At 42.5% G+C, this 15566-nt stretch carries 20 protein-coding genes and 2 pseudogenes; 13 read left to right on the forward strand and 9 right to left on the reverse strand.

Annotated features, from left to right (window positions below; all coding sequences use genetic code 11):
* Positions 1-176: 176 nt before the first annotated feature.
* The gene (locus B5G33_RS20205; protein ID WP_087418905.1) at positions 177-1067 is read right to left on the reverse strand and encodes a LysR family transcriptional regulator; all 891 of its coding nucleotides are present in this window, start codon (positions 1065-1067) and stop codon (positions 177-179) included.
* A gap of 163 nt (positions 1068-1230) precedes the next feature.
* Here B5G33_RS20205 and B5G33_RS20210 point away from each other — a divergent pair, with 163 nt between their 5' ends.
* On the forward strand, positions 1231-2976 hold the full coding sequence (locus B5G33_RS20210; RefSeq protein ID WP_087418906.1) for an ABC transporter ATP-binding protein: 1746 nt from the start codon (positions 1231-1233) through the stop codon (positions 2974-2976).
* Positions 2973-4706 carry an ABC transporter ATP-binding protein gene (locus B5G33_RS20215; RefSeq protein ID WP_087418907.1) on the forward strand — a complete coding sequence of 578 codons (1734 nt, stop codon included), beginning with the start codon at positions 2973-2975 and terminating at the stop codon, positions 4704-4706. The genes B5G33_RS20210 and B5G33_RS20215 overlap by 4 nt, the downstream gene beginning before the upstream one ends.
* 85 nt (positions 4707-4791) lie before the next feature.
* On the opposite strand, the pseudogene B5G33_RS20220 reads toward B5G33_RS20215, so the two are convergent.
* The 7 genes and pseudogenes from B5G33_RS20220 to B5G33_RS20255 form a co-directional block, all read right to left on the reverse strand.
* A pseudogene (locus B5G33_RS20220) lies at positions 4792-5178 on the reverse strand (peptidoglycan-binding domain-containing protein); the annotation flags it as partial.
* A gap of 62 nt (positions 5179-5240) precedes the next feature.
* On the reverse strand, positions 5241-6740 hold the full coding sequence (locus tag B5G33_RS20225; RefSeq protein WP_087418908.1) for a recombinase family protein: 1500 nt from the start codon (positions 6738-6740) through the stop codon (positions 5241-5243).
* A 190-nt stretch (positions 6741-6930) separates the two neighbouring features.
* Complete coding sequence (locus tag B5G33_RS20230) at positions 6931-7164, reverse strand: type II toxin-antitoxin system MqsA family antitoxin (protein ID WP_087418909.1); 234 nt, start codon at positions 7162-7164, stop codon at positions 6931-6933.
* A complete protein-coding gene (locus tag B5G33_RS20235) occupies positions 7157-7480 on the reverse strand; it encodes a DUF4258 domain-containing protein (RefSeq protein WP_087418910.1) in 324 nt (107 codons plus the stop codon). The genes B5G33_RS20230 and B5G33_RS20235 overlap by 8 nt, the downstream gene beginning before the upstream one ends.
* A 449-nt stretch (positions 7481-7929) precedes the next feature.
* The gene (locus tag B5G33_RS20245) at positions 7930-9072 is read right to left on the reverse strand and encodes a hypothetical protein (RefSeq protein WP_087418912.1); all 1143 of its coding nucleotides are present in this window, start codon (positions 9070-9072) and stop codon (positions 7930-7932) included.
* Positions 9073-9127: 55 nt separating this feature from the next.
* On the reverse strand, positions 9128-9556 hold the full coding sequence (locus B5G33_RS20250; protein ID WP_242974792.1) for an ImmA/IrrE family metallo-endopeptidase: 429 nt from the start codon (positions 9554-9556) through the stop codon (positions 9128-9130).
* Positions 9557-9564: 8 nt separating this feature from the next.
* Complete coding sequence (locus B5G33_RS20255) at positions 9565-9981, reverse strand: helix-turn-helix domain-containing protein (RefSeq protein WP_087418914.1); 417 nt, start codon at positions 9979-9981, stop codon at positions 9565-9567.
* 206 nt (positions 9982-10187) lie between these two features.
* Here B5G33_RS20255 and B5G33_RS20260 point away from each other — a divergent pair, with 206 nt between their 5' ends.
* From B5G33_RS20260 to B5G33_RS20270, 3 genes are all read left to right on the forward strand, one after another.
* Positions 10188-10403: a helix-turn-helix domain-containing protein gene (locus B5G33_RS20260; RefSeq protein ID WP_087418915.1), complete on the forward strand. Its 216-nt coding sequence runs from the start codon at positions 10188-10190 to the stop codon at positions 10401-10403.
* Entirely contained in the window at positions 10400-10696 is a 297-nt protein-coding gene (locus B5G33_RS20265; RefSeq protein ID WP_087418916.1) for a hypothetical protein, read from the forward strand. The genes B5G33_RS20260 and B5G33_RS20265 overlap by 4 nt, the downstream gene beginning before the upstream one ends.
* Before the next feature lie 63 nt (positions 10697-10759).
* A complete protein-coding gene (locus B5G33_RS20270; RefSeq protein WP_087418917.1) occupies positions 10760-11002 on the forward strand; it encodes a hypothetical protein in 243 nt (80 codons plus the stop codon).
* Between the two features lie 204 nt (positions 11003-11206).
* On the opposite strand, the gene B5G33_RS20275 is transcribed toward B5G33_RS20270, so the two are convergent.
* Positions 11207-12001 (reverse strand): DUF4393 domain-containing protein, encoded by a 795-nt coding sequence (locus B5G33_RS20275; RefSeq protein WP_158229661.1) that lies wholly within the window; start codon positions 11999-12001, stop codon positions 11207-11209.
* Positions 12002-12125: 124 nt separating this feature from the next.
* Between B5G33_RS20275 and B5G33_RS21470 the strand changes: the two genes are divergently transcribed.
* From B5G33_RS21470 to B5G33_RS20315, 8 genes and pseudogenes are all read left to right on the forward strand, one after another.
* Positions 12126-12269 (forward strand): hypothetical protein, encoded by a 144-nt coding sequence (locus tag B5G33_RS21470; protein WP_158229662.1) that lies wholly within the window; start codon positions 12126-12128, stop codon positions 12267-12269.
* A gap of 22 nt (positions 12270-12291) precedes the next feature.
* Positions 12292-12510 (forward strand): hypothetical protein, encoded by a 219-nt coding sequence (locus B5G33_RS20280; protein WP_087418919.1) that lies wholly within the window; start codon positions 12292-12294, stop codon positions 12508-12510.
* 410 nt (positions 12511-12920) lie between these two features.
* Positions 12921-13643: a rolling circle replication-associated protein gene (locus B5G33_RS20290; RefSeq protein WP_087418921.1), complete on the forward strand. Its 723-nt coding sequence runs from the start codon at positions 12921-12923 to the stop codon at positions 13641-13643.
* Between the two features lies 1 nt (position 13644).
* Positions 13645-14205 (forward strand): RNase H family protein, encoded by a 561-nt coding sequence (locus B5G33_RS20295; RefSeq protein WP_087418922.1) that lies wholly within the window; start codon positions 13645-13647, stop codon positions 14203-14205.
* On the forward strand, positions 14165-14371 hold the full coding sequence (locus B5G33_RS20300; RefSeq protein WP_087418923.1) for a hypothetical protein: 207 nt from the start codon (positions 14165-14167) through the stop codon (positions 14369-14371). Before B5G33_RS20295 ends, B5G33_RS20300 begins: the two co-directional genes overlap by 41 nt.
* Positions 14368-14712 (forward strand): hypothetical protein, encoded by a 345-nt coding sequence (locus tag B5G33_RS20305; protein WP_087418924.1) that lies wholly within the window; start codon positions 14368-14370, stop codon positions 14710-14712. The genes B5G33_RS20300 and B5G33_RS20305 overlap by 4 nt, the downstream gene beginning before the upstream one ends.
* A 147-nt stretch (positions 14713-14859) precedes the next feature.
* Positions 14860-15093: a hypothetical protein gene (locus tag B5G33_RS20310; RefSeq protein ID WP_087418925.1), complete on the forward strand. Its 234-nt coding sequence runs from the start codon at positions 14860-14862 to the stop codon at positions 15091-15093.
* Between the two features lie 4 nt (positions 15094-15097).
* Positions 15098-15430: pseudogene (locus B5G33_RS20315) on the forward strand (single-stranded DNA-binding protein); the annotation flags it as partial.
* Between the last annotated feature and the right edge of the window lie 136 nt (positions 15431-15566).

The following is a 15566-nucleotide window of genomic DNA, read 5'->3' on the forward strand; positions in this document are numbered from 1 at the left end:
GGTTGACAACCCTGGATGCACTATATCTGTCCGAAAAAGAGGTTGAAAATCTCTTCAAAAACTGTATGCTGCTTGACTCCTGAGTACTAGGATTGGAGAAAAACGACGGAAGTCAGGTAGTATAGCACTTTTTTTAGAAATTTCAAGAATTATTTTGATAACGGTGAATATTCATTTTAATACGAATAAAACCCTTCCATCATATCCCAAAAACGCCTGGCCGAATCCGGAAGCAAAGCCTTTTTGCGGCAGACCAAGGCAATCTGAGAGTATAGTGTTTTTTCTTTTAAAGTTTTGACTGCTATTTTCGGTTCAGATGGAGAAGAAAAGAATTCTGGTATTCCAGAGGCTGGGAGAAGTCCAACTCCCATTCCCATGTAGGCCAAAGCCAGAGTCGTCTGAGCATCGTCATTGCAGCAGATGATCCGGGGAGATATCCCTTCAGCTTCAAAGCGCATTTTCAGCATTTTTTCCCAGCGGCGGTAAAAAATAAATGGAACATTTTCCAATTCCCTTAGAGTAAGAGACTCTTTTTCAGGGTCAGGAAAGAAAGAGGGGATTCCCACAGCCAGAAATGGCTCTTTTTTTATGTATAGAATATTCAGTTCAGATTTTGGAAAAGGTGTTCTGACCAGAGCCAGGTCCAGCTGACCGTTTTGAAGCTGGTCCAGAAGCTGATAGGTATTAGCACTGTATATTTCATACCGGATATTGGGATACTTTTCCCAGAAGCTTTGTACCCATTGAGGAAAAAGCTGATCTTTTACAGAGGAAATTACTCCGATGCGCAGGGTGCCTGCCGCGCCTTCCTGGAAATCGGCCATTTCTGTTACAGCAGCATCGCACATACCCAGTATCCGAAGAGCCCGCTCGTAGAAATGGTGGCCAGCTTCGGTAAGATGGAGGCGTTTTCCTTCCCGGGTGAAAAGGGGACATCTCAGCTCTTCTTCCAAAAGCTTCAGCTGAGCGGTAAGCGGGGGCTGAGTCATATTTAAACGTTTGGCGGCACCGGTGAGAGTGCCTTCTTCTACAATAGCGGTAAAGTACCGAAGCTGACGGATATCCATAAAAACCTCCTGTATACTGATATCTAAATTCCCCAAATATTAAAAGTATAGAAATTCTGATATTATATGTTTTTTATATAATAATACCATAAAATTAATATTTTTCAAATAAGGATAGAAGAGATATACTGGTACAGAAAGAGAGAAAGGAGGTTGTGTGAAAATGAAATATTTGAAGGTCTATTTAAAAGATTATAAGAGAGACAGTATTCTGGCCCCGTTGTTTAAAATGCTGGAAGCTATGTTCGATCTGCTGGTTCCTGTAGTAGTGGCGCATATTATCAATGTAGGTATTGTCAATCAGGACCGGGGTGACATTTTAATGTGCTGCGGCATCCTGGTACTCATGGCTATAGTGGGATTATGCTGCAGCTTTACAGCTCAGTATTTTGCAGCCAGAGCGGCCATTGGAAGTGCTACGGGACTGAGACACATGCTGTTCGCTCATATTCAGAAACTGGGATTTTCTGAGATGGACACCATAGGGTCCAGCACTCTGATCACCAGAATGACCAGTGATATCAACCAGGTGCAGAACGGACTAAATCTGTTCCTGCGGCTTTTTCTGCGAAGCCCCTTTATTGTCTTTGGAGCAATGGTTATGGCCTTTACCATTAATGTGAGGCTGGCCCTTATTTTTGTGGTGACCATTCCGGTTCTTTCCGTGATCATTTTTGGACTGATGGGTCTCACTTCACCCCTATACAAAAAAGTACAGGGAAAGCTGGATGTAATCACTGGAAATGCCAGGGAAAACCTGTCCGGCGTCCGGGTGATCCGGGCTTTTGGCCGGGAAAAAGAGGAATCAGAAAAGTTTTCCCAGGCTAACCACGAGCTGGTAAAAGAGCAGCTTTTTGTGGGAAGGATTTCTGCATTGATGAATCCTCTGACCTATTCTGTCGTAAATATAGGGATTATTGCCATTCTCTGGGCCGGTTCCCGCTCTGTAGAAAGCGGCGTGCTGATGAGCGGAGATATTGTGGCTCTGGTAAACTATATGAGCCAGATTTTGGTGGAGCTGGTGAAGCTGGCAAATCTGATCGTTACCATAAGCCGGGCTATGGCCAGCCTGGGCCGTGTGGAACAGGTCCTTGATACGAAAACTGTCATGGAGTTTCCGGAGAGTACAAAAAGAGGGGAAACTATCAGTCCAAATAAAACAGAGGAAGCAGTGTCCTTTGACCATGTCAGCCTTTCTTATGCTCAGGCAGGGGAGGAAAGTCTCAGCGATATCAGCTTTTCTGTAAAGAGAGGTGAGACTATTGGTATTATCGGAGGAACGGGCAGCGGAAAATCCAGTCTGGTTCATCTGATCCCAAGGTTTTACGATGCTACTTCCGGTCAGATATTCCTTCTGGGCCGACCTATTCAGAAATGGGACAGGGAGGAGCTCCGGAAGAAAGTGGGAATCGTTATGCAGAAAGTACAGGTGTTTTCCGGAACTATCCGGTCCAACCTTCTTATGGGAAATGAAGGTGCCTCGGAAGAAGAGATGTGGCAGGCTTTGAGAATCGCACAGGCAGAAGAATTTGTCAGGAAAAAAAGTGACGGTTTGGACGAGACTGTGGAACAAGGGGGGAGAAATCTCTCAGGAGGACAGCGGCAGCGGCTGACCATTGCCAGAGCCCTTGTAAGAAGACCGGAAATCCTGATCTTGGATGACAGCTCCAGCGCACTGGACTATGCCACAGATGCAGCTCTTCGGAAAGACCTGAAGAGTCTGCCTTCAGATGTTACGGTCTTTTTGGTTTCTCAGCGTACATCCAGCATCCGCCATGCAGATCATATCCTGGTACTGGAAGATGGCAAAGCAGCAGGCTGGGGGACCCATGAAGAACTTTTGGAATCCTGCGAAATCTACAGAGAAATCTATGAAAGCCAGTATGGGAAAGGGGGAAGGGCGGTATGAAACAGAAAAAAACATTTGTCCGAGTACTACGCCGTATCCGGCCCTACAGTTTTTTCGTAATCCTCAGTATTCTCTGTGGGGCGGTCAGCGTAGCTGCCCAGCTTCTGGTGCCGATTTTCTGCGGTGATGCGATTGACTACATGCTGGGAATCGGAAGAGTAGATTTTGAAGCTATTGAAAGACTGATCCTTTCTATCATAGGGGTAACTGCCCTTTCTGCTGTCGCCCAGTGGGTTCTGGCCGCCTGCAACAACCGGGTGACGTTTTGCGTGTCCAGAGATTTGAGAAATGAGGCAGTAGAGAAAATACAAAAACTTCCTCTGTCTTATCTGGACGCTCATCCTTCCGGAGATCTGGTCAGCAGGATCATTGCCGATGTAGATACCTTTGCTGATGGTCTTTTAATGGGATTTACCCAGTTCTTTACCGGAATCCTGACGATCCTGGGAAGCCTGGGGATTATGCTTTTTTTGAATCCCGGGATTACGGCTATCGTTGTGCTTTTAACGCCTTTAAGCCTTTTTGTGGCAGGTTTTATTGCAAAGAAAACCTATAAATATTTTGGAATACAGGCAAAAGTCCGGGGAGAGCAGACAGCCCTTATCAATGAAATGGTGGAAGGGCAAAAGGTGGTTCAGGCTTTCGGATATGAAGACAAGAGTCTGGAGGAATTTGACCAGGTCAATGAACGGCTTCGGGAAGTCAGTGTGAAAGCTGTATTTTTTTCCAGCCTTACAAATCCCAGTACAAGACTGGTGAATAACATTGTTTATGCAGGCGTGGGCCTTGCAAGTGCTATGATCGCTATATCCGGCGGAATTACAGTTGGTGAGCTCAGTATATTTTTAAGCTATGCCAGCCAGTATGCTAAGCCCTTTAATGAAATTTCGGGAGTAGTTGCCGAGATGCAGAATGCTCTTGCCTGCGCGGCCCGTATTTTTGAATTAACAGATGTGCCCGATGAAGTGCCGGACAGAGAAGGAGCGGCAGAATTCCAGAGTAAGGGACAGCTCAGCCTTTCTCATGTGTTTTTCAGTTATGACCCGGACAGGCCTTTGATCGAAGATTTAAACCTGGAGGTAAAGCAGGGACAGAGGATTGCCATTGTGGGGCCTACAGGCTGCGGCAAAACCACCCTTATCAATCTTCTTATGCGATTTTATGACGTTCAGGAGGGAAGCATAAAAATCGATGGGAAAGATATCCGGGATATGACACGCCATTCCCTGCGTCAGAATTTCGGCATGGTCCTTCAAGACACCTGGCTGAAAGCGGGAACTATCCGGGAGAATATTGCCTATGGAAAACCGGAAGCATCTATAGAAGAAGTGGTAGAGGCTGCCAGGGCTGCTCATGCTCACAGCTTTATACGAAGATTGCCTGAGGGCTATGATACGGTCATCAATGAAAACGGGGGAAATCTCAGTCAGGGACAGAAGCAGCTTCTGTGCATTGCCAGAGTCATGCTCTGTCTGCCGCCTATGCTGATCCTGGACGAAGCCACCAGTAATATTGACACCAGGACAGAAATACGTATACAGGAAGCCTTTGCCAGGATGATGAAAGGACGTACCAGTTTTCTGGTAGCCCACCGCCTTTCTACAATACGGGAAGCAGATGTGATCCTTGTGATGAAAGATGGACATATATTAGAAAAAGGTACTCACGAGTCCCTTATGGCTGAACATGGATTCTATGAAAAGCTTTATAACAGCCAGTTTGGAGGATGAGAAAAAGAGAAGGCCTTTCGGGAAGTATGAGGGGATACTTTCCCGGAGGCCTTCCTTTTTTGTTATGCAGAATGGAGACAGTATTTCAGACCAGCTCTGCAATCCTGGAGACACCCACAAAAATTTCCTGAATCTCATACCAGGTGGGATAATCTACTACACCAGTGGCAGGAAGATTAAAGACTCTCTGAAACTCCCGTACCGCATTTTGTGTAGCCTCTCCGTAAATGCCATCGGCTGCTATGGCAGGCAGAGCAGGATAAGAGCCGGCAATGGTGTTGAGCTGTTCCTGAATCTGCCGGACTTTATTGCCGGAAGAACCAATGTCCAGAGGAGCCCCCGGCCAGGAAGCCGGAATCCCGGAAATTTCTTCGGCAGTGTTGATATACATGTTGTCTCCGTAAAAATCCCGAAGGATTTCAATGGCAGTATAGCCCTGGTCTCCAAGATATTTGGAACCCCACTGAGTCACCCCAGAAGTAACAACATACAAACATGAAAAAGCCAGTAAAATCAAGGGGTTTCGGCCCCTGACTACAGATAAAAATAGTAAATTTCAGCAGTATCCGTTTCCCGATCATAAACGATCTTCTCTACTACGGATCGGAGAGCTTCGTTCTTCTCCTGATCGGAGAACTGACTGCTGGAAATGATGTCGTATACATTTCTGATCCGTTCTTTCATAGCCGTGTCTATAGAATCATCAGATTCCCTGGGAGTGCTGCAGGCGGCAATCTTTTCTTCCAGGTCCTTTCGCTCCCTTAAAAGGAGCTCCTTATTTTCCTTATATTCTTCCATGGTATCAATGCCATTCATATAGGCATCTTTAATCCTCTGCTCCTTCATATCCAGCCGCTGGAGCTGTTCTTTTAAGATACTCAGTTCATTGGTATTCTCCGGAGCAATAGGCGCTTTTACAGAAAAGGTCAGGTGATCATTTTCAGTGGCGGCCCGGATCCCTTCCAGGACATAAGGCTCCAGCTTCTTAGAGCTTACAGAGGTCTTCGCTTGGCACTTCCCTTTAGAGTATCCATAGCAGGTAAAATAGCAGTAGTGGTGTCCATATCTCTTGTCTGTAAGAGCTTTTGCTATCATGGTCCGGCCGCAGGAAGGGCATTTCACCAGCCCGGAAAGCCAATGACGGTATGTAGAAGAGGGCCGGGACCCTGATGGCCTGTATTCCCCCTCAAAACGTTGCTGAGCAGCCTGAAACAGCTCCTTGGAAATAATTGCCGGGTGGGTCCCTTCTGTAACGATCCAATCGTCTTTTGCCTTTACCTCTTTAGTCTGATTATCTGTCATGTTCCAGCGGATCATACCGCAGTAGGTAGGATTCTTCAGAATGTATTCCACGGACCGACGCTCAAAGTCTTTTCCATGAGAAGTTCTTGCCCCCAGGCCGTTAAGTGTTCGGGCAATCTCAAAGATTCCCATATGGGCATTGACATACTTATCAAAGATGAATTTGATAATCTCTGCTTCCTCCGGGACGATCACCGGAGCCTCACCTTTCTGGACGATTTTATATCCCAGAGGCGGCCTGGCCTGGTAGCCTCCCTTCATGGCCTTTTCCGACATGCCTCGGAAGACTTCACCGGAGAGACGGATAGAGTAGTATTCGTCCATCCATTCAATGATCCTTTCAATCAGGCTACCGAAGGGACCGTCTATAAGAGGCTCCGACACGCTGATCACATCCACGTTGCATTTCTTCCGCAGGAGAGACTTATAGACAATGGACTCTTCCTGATTTCGGGCGAACCGGCTGTATTTCCAGACTAAGATCACGCTAAAAGGGGATGGCTTTGACTTGGCCGTAGAGATCATTTCCATGAACTTGGGACGGCGTTCTGCCTTTCGGCCGGAGATCCCCTTCTCCTCATAAATATAATCCTTAGAAATGACAATGCCATGGTCCTTAGCGTACTTCAGGAGCAGACGCTTCTGGGCAGCAGGAGAGAGCTCTTCCTGTCTGCCGTGGGTACTGACACGGATGTATAATGCTCCTGGGCGGAGCAATTCTTGCTTCGACATTTTTATCACCTCTTCATTGTATGAAAAAAGAGTATAAAAAACACACCCAATCACAAACAAATGTTCACGATTGACCGGGTGGTGCCGAAGATGATACAATATTTTTGGAACGTACTGTAGTATCTTCGGAGCTATAGTCTATCGACCGTCCTGGTGTTGGCGCACCGGGGCGGTTTTTTACGTCAGAAATTTATGCTGCGGTATTGCTATAGTGGACGATAGCCACTTCTGTTAAAGAATCTTTCATACGGTTCACGATTTTCTCAAGCTGCATGGCAACCTCATGGCTATATGAAACCTCTCCGCACTGAGAGCATACTTGTGAAGGAACATCTTTTACAATAATAATACAGTTTCCGAGGTCGGCAACAAAATTAGTCTTGCGATTTTCCAGATCGCCTTTACAAACGATACAGTTATTCATGATCACTCCTCCTTGTTTTTAAATCCGGTAGCCATTTTTCTTCCTTTGGAATATAAGCAGTTATTAACCACAACTCAGTTCCTTCATCATTGGGCGCACACACAACATGAATAGCACTGTTTTTAGAACGATATCCTATAATCAGGCAACTGGGAAATGGATAATCATTAGGATAATCCTCTATAATCTCACCTGATAGTATAGCCTTTTGTACATCTTCCATGCTGATATTTCTCTGAACGAGTCTCAGAAATATATGGTTCGTCCAACGGAGCTTTTTATCAGCACAAAGCCGCTTTATCAAGTCTAAATCCATAGGCACCTCCTATTTTTCATTTTAAAATATAATCATAGATATATGGTATACTATAATATTTAATGACCATTTTTACAAGAGCATCCTATTTACCATCTGGAAGTGAGCAAATATCTTTGATAGTATAAAGCTTTTTGGTTAAGGAATAGCATCATGTCCTTCTTTGAGAATATTAATGTTATAACAAAATTCACAATTTATTTATTGATTTGCCGATAATTCTTTCATATAATGAAAAAAAGGAGGTATGTTGTATGAAAAAGTTCTTTTTAGATCACCATCATGAAATTGATGTTTTTTCAAGTGGATTACTGCTATACTTTCTTTTTGTATGCCTTTTTTTATTTATATTAAGTTCTTTAAAAAACGAGATATTTCATGCAACACTATCCTTGTTACTTCCAATTTTGTTTTTAAAATCTCAAATCATATACAAATTTAATAATTTATTACATAAAATCTTCAGATTCAGAAGATGAAATTTTTTTGGATTGAGCCTCAGAAATCATTTCTGAGGTTATTTCTTGCCCATTTAATATAGAACTTATTATTTCTGGACTTTTGATATCTAACTCATTAATTAATTTAATGAGTTCTGTTTTCTTTTGTAATTCTAACTCCTGCTTTTTTTCGTCATGTCCTTTTAGGCCAGAAGATTCTGAATTTACTGAGAAATCAATGTCGCCGGTATCATGGTCTGTTTTAAACGAAATAGATAGATTTCCCCCATTTATTAAATTATTTAAAGAAAACATTATTAACGAAAGTATAATCCCACTACCTGTTATTAAACCAATCAACTCTATTAGTCCTGGTGAGTGTATATTAAGCTTAACTTCGATTTCGGAAGAATCAAATGGTATGTCACATTGCTTGGCAAGGGAAGCTGCTGTTTGTTCTAACTCAGTAGAAAGCAGGACCAGTTCTTTCAAAGTGAGTCCATTCGGATGTCCGGCATGTAAAGTTGCATGCACGTCATTTCCTTTTGAATAAATTCCATAAATTGTTCTATCTATATAAGTCGAATAGTCATCCATATTTGACAGGGCATGCTGTGAATTAAATCCTTTGGCAAGATAAATATCCATTTCCCCCTTTTTTATGGTTTTAAGAGTATTTATCTTTCTGCGTTTATAATATGGGCAAGGGGTTATTTCAGTATTTGGATTATCTTTTAAATACATTTCGACATAGTTTAGAGTCTCATATGCATCACTGGTTACCTCAGCTATTGTAATTAAATCAGAATTTTGACTTGGTATTAATACAATATCTCCCTTAGCAATTTCAAAAACAAAGCGATGAATTTTGTTATAAATTGCAGTTACTTTGGCCTTGGGTGTATCATCTATCTCATCATCTAAATCCACACTTTCATTAGTATTTTTTGCATATACAGAAATAATACGCTTTATTTCTTCTTCGGAGCTATTATTTAGCAAGGCAATGGTGACATAATCCCAAGCAATAGAAATATATTGATGTAAGATAAAATCATCATAATAATCTCCACTATTTGTTCTGATGATCCAGTAATGACGATCAGTGGAAATTACTGGAATTTTTAACAACTCTAAAATATTAGTATTCACTATATTTTTTCTCCTTTGTTTTCGTTAGAATTACTTTATCAAAAGGTTAAATAAATTAATCAATCTTTTTAAACTCCATAATCATCTCGTTATATCCCGCCAGCCTTGCAAGCTGGCTTTTTGTATATCCGGGATTCTCCAGAATCAAAGAATCCGGGATCAGAAGCTCCGCAGCAAAGGTATTGGCCTCCCGCTCTATTCGGACGGTTGATAAAAAGGTTTTGTTCCGTATAAAATAGCAATTTTCTCTTCTGTGCAATACTGCATGGCCAAGCTCATGAGCCATGACCATTTCTTTTTCAGGCCCATCAAGATTTGCATTTAAAAATATGTACCTATGTCTTTTTAAATACATATAACATCCTTCACAGCCGATATCCCCGAATTGATACAGCACATTAAGATTATCAGCTATCCGAAAAGGATCCCTGGTCCCGAACTTTTTTACATAGTAAGCGACTAAGCGTTTTATATCTCTATTCACTATACCACCTATTTCTTATTCTTATTCGGATTATATTTTTCCTTGTTGATAATCTTCAGGCGCTTCAGAGCAATCTCCAGTTCCTCCTTAAAAAGGTCCATGGATTCAGGAGAGAGGTCTTGGCCATCATATGAGGCGGGGCCGCTTTCTTTATCGGAAAGCTTCTGCATGATAGATTCTACATCTTTTGTTATGTCCTTCATATCTTTGGACGTAAGTTGCTGAGATTTTGGTTGCTCGCCAGTCATTAGATATTCTACAGATACCTCAAGAAAATCAGCGATTTTTTGTATTTTGTCAGCACTTGGAGTTATGGTTTTAAATTTCGATATATAACTTCGGGCGAAGCCAAGTTCTTTTTCCAAACGATTTATTGAGTATCCTTTTAATCTGGCGGCTTCTTTAACATTCTCGTAAAGTCCCATAGTAAATTCCTCCAAATTTTGCGCAATTTACTATTGACATACGCCAAATCTTGTGTATAATAAAATTACAGATTGCGCAAGATATTGCGAATGTCTAAATTAAAATGGCATTTGATATATTGTTGGTCGCACTTCAAATATAGAATATTTTGCGCAATTTGTCAATATAAAAACGTAATATTTTGCGATTGGAAAGGGGGATAAAATTGGCCATTTACGATAATGTAAGGGAGGCCTGTAAAGAGCAGGGAATTACTGTATCGGAACTAGAAGAAAAACTCAATTTTGCAAGAAGTAGTATATACAAGTGGAATAGACACTTACCTAATGTAGAAAAATTAAGAGCAGTTGCAAAATGTCTTAATAAGCCGATGGAGTATTTCCTGGAAGATAAAGGAGAGCAGAAGGAGGTGAAGTGGTGAGCTGGAGCGGAGAGCCGGGGTCAATAGGGTATGAAATGACGACTGAAGAATCCATAGCCAGTATAGCAAGGCTAAGCTTAATAGGTAAGCTAAACCTTGCTATATTAGAAACTAACACATGGCGTTCAGGGCGGTACGGCCTTGTACCGTATTATGAGTGGAGCCCGGAAATCCCTATTGAGAAATTTTTGCCCCGAATATCTGTGAAATCTTTCGCAGCCCAATGCGGGACTCTTCCGGAGAGAGAACTATCCATTCTTCTAAAGATGCTTCAAGAGAAACATCCGATCTAAGAGAAGCCATAAGCGGTATGGCATGCCAATGAAGTATTTTTGGAATGCGAGGTGAACAAGAAAATGGAAGAGCTTAAAAAAGAAATAGAAAGCCTTAAAAGAAAGACTTTCTATCTATCACTGGCACTTCTGGTCATATCGGTAGCATACGCTTCATCGGTATTTTTAAAGTGCCGCCGGTATGCAACTATTCAAGATTACTATTTTGAGTCTCTTGAATCTGATAGGGAGTTGAATCAGAATCTGTGGGAGCAGAACCAGATTTTAGAAGAGATTCTTTCCAAGACTCAATCTGATCGGATTTAGATTACAGCTAATTTTGAGATGTCTATGGAGTATTTTATGAAATAGGAGGTGAGGAGAAGATGTGGATGATAATAAGAGGCGTCTGTGTACTCATATCTGCAATTACTTCTGTAATTGTAACCAAAGTTTTAGCCACCCACTATTTCAAAATAGTTGATGGCTATGTAAAAGATGTTTGCGATAGGACAAAAGATTTTGTCAAGACTATGAAACACAAGCTGCAATAAACCGTTTGCCGAGCGGTGTAGTAGAGCATATACCTTTTTTCAGAGAAAGTTCTGAGTTACGGTTAATGGATGATATTTCTTCGGACATATTCTGATATATAGAGGTTTTGTAGAAAGGTTTATAAAGAGAATCTTCAATAAGGTGTCTTTCAAACGAAATAGACACTAACCCCATTCTCTCAAGAGACGATAATGAACAGCTGCATTCTTCTAACGGAATTTTAAAAGTATCACTTATATAAGCGTTCGTAAAATGGGTTATACCATTTCCGTTTTCTTTAAAGACTTCACGAAATTCTGCTACAGGAACAATGTAAGATTTACGTTTTAATTCCATTAAAATGTGCGCATCGTTCGTACTCATTTGCTTTATCATCTCAGGAAAAGATGGGTGAATTAAAGGTTCATAATCTTTGTTCATTGTTCCGCTAATAAGCTTTGTGAACATATTTCTTAAAGATTCAGATGAAACGCAATATTTAGAATTTTCCAAAGCCTGGGCAGTTATTTGAATAGAAGGATCAACTTTTTTATCGTCCGGTATCTTATCAATAGACTCAGTTAATTCTTGATGGAATTTTTCTAAATCCGCAGCATATTTCATGCGCCTTTTGTCAGCAGCATGGGTGATTCCGCCAAATACCAGATACCACAAGTCACCGAAAGTTTGCCCTGCATTTTTTGTTGGAACATCCGTAAGGTTTTTGACGGCATTGTCGATACTATCAGGCATATCTACAAGAGAGAATTTATTTGTGGTTTCATCAGACATGTAAATCATTCCTTTCATCATTTGATAGGAAAATTATACCAAAAAAGCAGCAAAAAACAAGAGCACCTATATTGCTGTAACGAGGACAATCTAGTATACATACCATAATTACGGAGGTGTATTTATGGCATACAGAAATATCGTAGTAATCAACAATAAGCCTGTAGAACTTAACACCCTTACAAAGGAAGAACAAGAGCGCCTGGCTGAAGCCTGGAATCGTAGAGCAGCACAGGCAGTAAATTACAAAGAAGAGAAGACCGCCTAAGGCGGGAAAGGAGGGACAAGTATTGCACCGGACAACCATAACAGAGGCCCTGCTGGGGACAGCGGTACTGTTTAATACAGTTTTCCATATGCCGGCAGATGAGTCTATGGCTTGTCAGATATTTTCCTGGATAGTGGTTTTCGGAATTCTGATCTGGCTCATAGAGACAGCCAGGGACTGGGAAGAAAGAATCCGAAAGAAAAAAGAAGCCCGCCGGGCGGGAACCCGAGCGAGCAACTGAAATAATATATCACGTCCCTATTATAGGGCAAGCAAGGAGAAAAAGCAATGGGAGAATTTGCCAATTTAAGTCGAGACCTGATACCAGTGTTCACCCAGATCGAAGAGATTAAGGATCGCTACGGGATCACTTCCTTATCCTTGGAGAGTTTCCATACCATAGACCAGTTCTATGGCTCCCACGGCGGGAAGAACGATTTCCTGGGATACCGACAACGGGATCGCACCGGGAACCTTGAAATGCCATTCATACATAAAAAATAAAAGTCCGGAGATGAGAAATCTCCGGACAAGCCATATATGGCCTTCAATCACAAGAAAAGTATAGCATATATGGCCTTAAAAAACAACGGGCAGAAGCCCGTTTTAGACTTGCTAAGTTTATTACCGTTTCGACCAGGAGGACAGAATATGCCATACATGAAGATGATATGCAAGGCAGGTAAGACGAAGGAGATCGCCAAGTTTTATACTTACTGGTTACAACCCAAAGGATTAAAGAGAAGACCCCGGGTAAATCCCACAACAGAACAGCAGAGGAAGATCAATGACAGACATCTGGTCAAGAGGCTGACAAGACTGTTGAATGCCAACTTTAATGGTGACTGCTGGTATGTAACCTTCAGTTACCGGAAAGAGGACAGGCCCCAAGATGTAAAAACCTTACAGAAACACGAACAGAAGCTCCTGCGGGATCTAAGGAAAGTATATAAGAAAGAAAAGCTGGTCCTCAAATATATCTGGACTGCAGAAGTGGGAAAAAGGGGAGGAACCCATATACATATGGTATTAAGTCCCATTGACGCCAGGAAGCTCAGAAATATCTGGCCATATGGATATACGACTTTGAAACCAATGGAAGCCAATGGACAGTACCGAAGGCTGGCGGAATACTTCATTAAGTATTTTCAGAAGACCAGGGATACAGATGAGCAGATTCAGAAAAAGTCTTACAATCCCAGCAAGAACCTGATTCGCCCTGTACCAGTGAAAAGGCCAATGAAAGGTAACCGGTTCTCACGGGAGATCAAAGTCCCTGCAGGATGGTACCTGGATAAGGATAGTCTCAGAGAAGGGTTTACGGCAGATGGCTATGAATTTATTTATTACACACTGATCAAGGAGGGCGGATAAGATGCGGAAAGTGACTTTATACATAGAGTGCAGCAGCACCTATATAGGCAAGAAGCCCCGCCTCTCCGGATATGTCCTGGAATACATTACCCAAGGCCTACCAGTGACCGGACAGGCCTTCCGAGAAGGCTCCGGGACCTATAACCAGGAATATCTCCTGACGATTGCAGATGCCCTGGGCCACATGAAAGAGCCATGTGAGCTCCTGATTTGCGGAAGTAATCGGTTCGTCCTGAACATGATCCGGGACAGACTGCAGATATGGGCAGAGCATGATTTTACCTCAAATGGCCGGCCGGTGATGAACCAGGAAGAGTGGCAGGCCGTCTGGGAGAAGATAAAAGAACACAAAGTAAGCATCCAGATCGGAAAGCACAGCTATTCCGGATGGCTCCTTACAGAAATGGAGGACAGGAATGGAAGTAAAGAAGATGAGAGAGCTAAGAGAAGCACGAAAATGGAGGGCAGGAACGAAAATACTGAAAACGCTAAAGGAGGCGGACACGACAGGAATACTGCCAATGGCAGTGATCTATCAGAAACCAAAGGACTATCCAGATAACTATGTGGTCCGCATCTTTGATGGAAAGACCGGAAGGCCAACGGATTTGGCCATCCTGAGAAATACCCTGGAAGAGTGCCGGGAAGATATCCAAAAAAGCGGGTATTCTACATGCTTCCCGAGGTCAAGGTATGATGATCCGGTCATTGTGGAGAGCTGGGTATGAAAAAGAGAGTAAAAAAACAAAAGAGTATCCTTCAGGACCAGAGCTGCAAGCAGTGTTACCTCTGCATGCTCATGGAAGGAGACTACCGGGAAAAGCTGGTAGAGGACCATCATATATATTTTGGAAAGCCTAATAGACAGAAAAGCGAAATTAATGGATTTAAAGTAAACCTGTGCCCAAGACACCATAGAGACGGAAAAGAAGCTGTACACAATAACAGGGAGAATGACCTGATTTTAAAGAAACTTTGCCAGCAGGAATACGAGAAGACGCATACCCGGGAAGACTTTGTCCGGATTATCGGGAAATCTTACATAGGTGGGGGATTCAAAAAGCCTTAATTTTCAAGTGTGGAAAGGCATTTTGGAAGCCGATTTTTGAAAAAACCATGAAAAAAGTGGGATAGAATCCCCACTTTCCACAGATTTCTTGTGGATAGACACCGGAAAACACTGATAAATAAAGAATAGAAAGGCGGTGGAGGGAAAATGCTGATCAGAAGCCAAGACAAGGAAAAATTGTTCGGTTTAGAGAACTTTGGCGGCGTCCGGTATGGAAAAGAAACTTCCCGGAAGGAAGAACACCACAAATTATACATGGAAAGCATGTATGAAGAAGAGATCGGAGAGTACGAGACAAGAGAGCGCTGCTTGGAGATTATGGACGAGATCCAGGAAGCAGCAAGTATGAAGGCAGCTATTTATAAGATGCCGGAAAGGTGAGCGTATGAATAAAGTAATCTTAATGGGCCGTTTGACCCGTGATCCGGAGGTAAGATACACCGCCGGAGAGGAAGCAAAGGCAATCGCCAGGTATACACTGGCCGTAGACCGTAGGTTTAAGAGAGAAGGAGAAGCTACTGCTGATTTTGTAAGTTGCGTGGCTTTTGGCCGCCAGGCAGAATTTGCCGAGAAATACTTCCGTCAGGGCATAAAGATCCTGGTAACTGGCCGGATCCAGACCGGGAGCTACACCAACAAAGAAGGAAGAAAGATGTATACCACAGACATTGTGGTGGAAGAACAAGAATTTGCCGAGACCAAGAAGACAGAAGAAAGCAAACCGGCAGCAGGAACAGACTGTCATTCAGCAAATTAAATGATACTAAAATCAGCAGATTATCTGCGTCCTTTTAAGTGGGGTTAGCTTGAGCCGGCTCATTTTATTTGCGGCCTATCACTCACTTTGTTTACGA

The organism is Blautia sp. An81, assembly GCF_002161285.1.
GTDB classification, from domain to species: domain Bacteria; phylum Bacillota; class Clostridia; order Lachnospirales; family Lachnospiraceae; genus Blautia; species Blautia ornithocaccae.

Bases quoted from the DNA above. Each gene is read 5' to 3' on its own strand.
- B5G33_RS20230 (WP_087418909.1), bottom strand. From the start codon at position 7,164: ATGAATAACTGTATCGTTTGTAAAGGCGATCTGGAAAATCGCAAGACT.
- B5G33_RS20290 (WP_087418921.1), top strand. From the start codon at position 12,921: ATGCCATACATGAAGATGATATGCAAGGCAGGTAAGACGAAGGAGATC.
- B5G33_RS20210 (WP_087418906.1), top strand. From the start codon at position 1,231: ATGAAATATTTGAAGGTCTATTTAAAAGATTATAAGAGAGACAGTATT.
- B5G33_RS20215 (WP_087418907.1), top strand. From the start codon at position 2,973: ATGAAACAGAAAAAAACATTTGTCCGAGTACTACGCCGTATCCGGCCC.
- B5G33_RS20225 (WP_087418908.1), bottom strand. From the start codon at position 6,740: ATGTCGAAGCAAGAATTGCTCCGCCCAGGAGCATTATACATCCGTGTC.
- B5G33_RS20205 (WP_087418905.1), bottom strand. From the start codon at position 1,067: ATGGATATCCGTCAGCTTCGGTACTTTACCGCTATTGTAGAAGAAGGC.
- B5G33_RS20300 (WP_087418923.1), top strand. From the start codon at position 14,165: ATGGCAGTGATCTATCAGAAACCAAAGGACTATCCAGATAACTATGTG.
- B5G33_RS20235 (WP_087418910.1), bottom strand. From the start codon at position 7,480: ATGGATTTAGACTTGATAAAGCGGCTTTGTGCTGATAAAAAGCTCCGT.
- B5G33_RS20305 (WP_087418924.1), top strand. From the start codon at position 14,368: ATGAAAAAGAGAGTAAAAAAACAAAAGAGTATCCTTCAGGACCAGAGC.
- B5G33_RS20310 (WP_087418925.1), top strand. From the start codon at position 14,860: ATGCTGATCAGAAGCCAAGACAAGGAAAAATTGTTCGGTTTAGAGAAC.
- B5G33_RS20295 (WP_087418922.1), top strand. From the start codon at position 13,645: ATGCGGAAAGTGACTTTATACATAGAGTGCAGCAGCACCTATATAGGC.
- B5G33_RS20275 (WP_158229661.1), bottom strand. From the start codon at position 12,001: ATGTCTGATGAAACCACAAATAAATTCTCTCTTGTAGATATGCCTGAT.
- B5G33_RS20270 (WP_087418917.1), top strand. From the start codon at position 10,760: ATGGAAGAGCTTAAAAAAGAAATAGAAAGCCTTAAAAGAAAGACTTTC.
- B5G33_RS20255 (WP_087418914.1), bottom strand. From the start codon at position 9,981: ATGGGACTTTACGAGAATGTTAAAGAAGCCGCCAGATTAAAAGGATAC.
- B5G33_RS21470 (WP_158229662.1), top strand. From the start codon at position 12,126: ATGGCATACAGAAATATCGTAGTAATCAACAATAAGCCTGTAGAACTT.